The organism is Actinomadura napierensis (genome assembly GCF_039529375.1).
Lineage (GTDB): Bacteria > Actinomycetota > Actinomycetes > Streptosporangiales > Streptosporangiaceae > Spirillospora > Spirillospora napierensis.
The window spans coordinates 1-2,411 of record NZ_BAAAMR010000248.1 but is presented as its reverse complement, the minus strand read 5'-3'; the positions used below and the strand labels follow the sequence as shown (position 1 = coordinate 2,411).

Annotated in this window: 3 protein-coding genes; all 3 read left to right on the top strand. The window is 77.5% G+C overall.

From position 1 onward, the window contains the following. Positions 1 to 457, top strand: a 457-nt coding sequence (locus ABD296_RS49200) for a hypothetical protein (RefSeq protein WP_344285384.1), incomplete at its 5' end; no start/stop codon positions are given. Next, a complete protein-coding gene (locus ABD296_RS49195) occupies positions 375 to 1,106 on the top strand; it encodes a polysaccharide deacetylase family protein (RefSeq protein WP_344285382.1) in 732 nt (243 codons plus the stop codon). The genes ABD296_RS49200 and ABD296_RS49195, both read left to right, overlap by 83 nt. Next, a complete protein-coding gene (locus ABD296_RS49190) occupies positions 1,103 to 2,224 on the top strand; it encodes a glycosyltransferase (protein WP_344285380.1) in 1,122 nt (373 codons plus the stop codon). Before ABD296_RS49195 ends, ABD296_RS49190 begins: the two co-directional genes overlap by 4 nt. Positions 2,225 to 2,411 lie beyond the last annotated feature (187 nt).

Sequence of the window (2,411 nt, the reverse complement as noted above, 5' to 3'; positions counted from 1 at the left end):
GGATCCGCTCGCGCTGCGCCGCGTCGCCGCCGCCGTCGCCCGGCTCGTCCTCTTCGCGTCCCTCGCCGCCGCCGCCGCCCTGCTGGCCACCGAGCCGCTCGGCCGGACCGGCGGCACCGCGCCCGCGATCGCCCGGCTCGCCGACGACGGCATCGTCACCGCCGCCGCGTTCGCCGCGCTGATCGCCACGGCGGGACGCGACCTCATCGCGCCATGGGCGATCCCATGGCCCTCATGGAGGCCCGGCGCGCTCGTCCGCCGCGGCCGCACTTCTTCCGGGGGAGCCAGTGACCCAGCCGACCGAACCGGCGCCGCACACGACGCCGCAGACGATGCCCGCGACAGTGCCGACGCCAGGGCCGGCGACGGGGCCGGTGGCACGGCCCGCGCAGCCTCCGCAGGAGGTCGAGCCGCCGCCGCTGGTGCTGATGTACCACTCGATCGACCGGTGCGATGACGACCCGCACCTGGTGACCGTCTCGCCGCACCGGTTCGAGCGGCAGATGGCCTGGCTGCGCGCCCGCGGCCTGCGCGGCGTCGGGATGGCGGAGCTGCTCGCCGAGCACGCCGAGGGCCGCGCGCGCGGAATCGTCGGCCTCACCTTCGACGACGGCTACGCCGACTTCGCCACCCGCGCGCTGCCCGTCCTCGTCCGCTACGGGTTCGGCGCCACCGTCTTCGCCGTGTCCGGACGCGTCGGCTCCTACAACGCCTGGGACGACGGCCCCCGCAAGCCGCTCATGACCGCCGAGCAGCTGCGCACCGTCGCCGACACCGGCATGGAGGTCGCCTCGCACGGCCGCCACCACGTGTCGCTCCCCGAGGTGGACGACACCGAGCTGCGCGAGGAGCTCGAGGAGAGCCGCACCGCCCTGGAGGGCATCGTCGGGCGGCAGGTCACCGGCTTCGCCTACCCGTACGGGCACGCGACGGCCCGCGAGATCGACGCCGTCCGCGCCGCCGGGTACGACTACGCCTGCGACATCCGCCCGCAGGAGCCGTCCCGGCACGCGCTCGGCCGCGCCTACATCGGCGAGCGGGACGGCGGCCTGCGGCTCCGCGCGAAGATCATCCGGCACCAGCTGCAGTGGCGGAGCCGCCTGTGACCCGCGTCCTGCACGTCATCACCGGACTGGAGCACGGCGGCGCCGAGCGCCAGCTCGCGCTGCTCCTGCGCCACCTCCCGCTGGACTGCGAGGTGGCGACGCTGACGCACGCGGGCCCGGTCGGCGAGGAGATCCGGCGCGGCGGCGTGCCCGTCCACGAGATCGGCATGCGCGGCAACCGCGACCTCGCCGCGCTGCCGCGCCTCGTCCGGGTGATCGGCGACGGCGGGTACGACGTCGTCCACACGCATCTGTACCGCGCCTGCGTCTACGGCCGCGTCGCCGCCCGGCTCGCCGGGACCCCGCTCATCATCGCCACGGAGCACTCGCTGGGCGACGGCCACATCGAGGGCCGCCGCACCACCCGCGCCGTCCAGGCCCTCTACCGGGCGACCGAGCGCCTCGGCTCCATGACGGTCGCGGTGTCTCCGACGGTCGCGGCTCGGCTGCGCGCGTGGGGCGTCCGGCGGGACCGCATCACGGTCGTCCCCAACGGGATCGAGCCCGCGGCGTTCGCCTTCGCCCCCGCGCGTCGCACCGCCACCCGCCTGCGCCTCGGCATCCCGTCGGACGCCCACGTCGTCGGCGCCGTCGGACGCCTCGTCCCGACCAAGCGCTTCGGCCTGCTCGTCGAGGCCGTCGCCCGGATGCCCGGCGCCCGGCTGCTGATCGTCGGCGACGGCCCGGAGCGCGCGCGGCTCCACCGGCTCGCCCGCGAGCGCCGCGTGGCCGACCGCGTCGTCCTCGCGGGCGCGACGGGCGACGTGGCGCCGGCCCTCGCGGCCATGGACGTGTTCGCCGCCCCGTCCACGCAGGAGACGTTCGGCCTCGGGGTCCTGGAGGCGCTGGCCGCCGGGCTGCCCGTCGTCCGCACCGCCTGCCCGGCCCTGGACCCACTTCCCCGCGAGGACGCCCCGGACGCCGTGCGCCTGCCCGCCGCCGCCGGGCCGGACGCCTGGAGCGCCGAACTCGGCCGCCGCACCGGACGGGTCCCGGTGCCGCCGGCCGTCCACCGCTACGCCATCGCGGAGCAGGCCGCGAAGCTCGCCCGGCTCTATACGGGCGGCGAGCCGCGCGCCGGCCGGGCCCGGCCCGCCCGCGAGTCCATCCCGACATGACGGCATGAGAGAAGGGTCAGCCGATGTCGCAACGTGACACCACCAGGAAGCCGGCCGCCCGGAAACCGGCCACCGGGAAGCCGCCCGCCGGCGGACCGGCCGAGCAGCCGGCCGACGGAGGCGGCGCCCCGCCTACCGGCCCGCCCGCAGACCCGCCCACCGGCCCGCCCGCAGGCCGTGCCGCCCG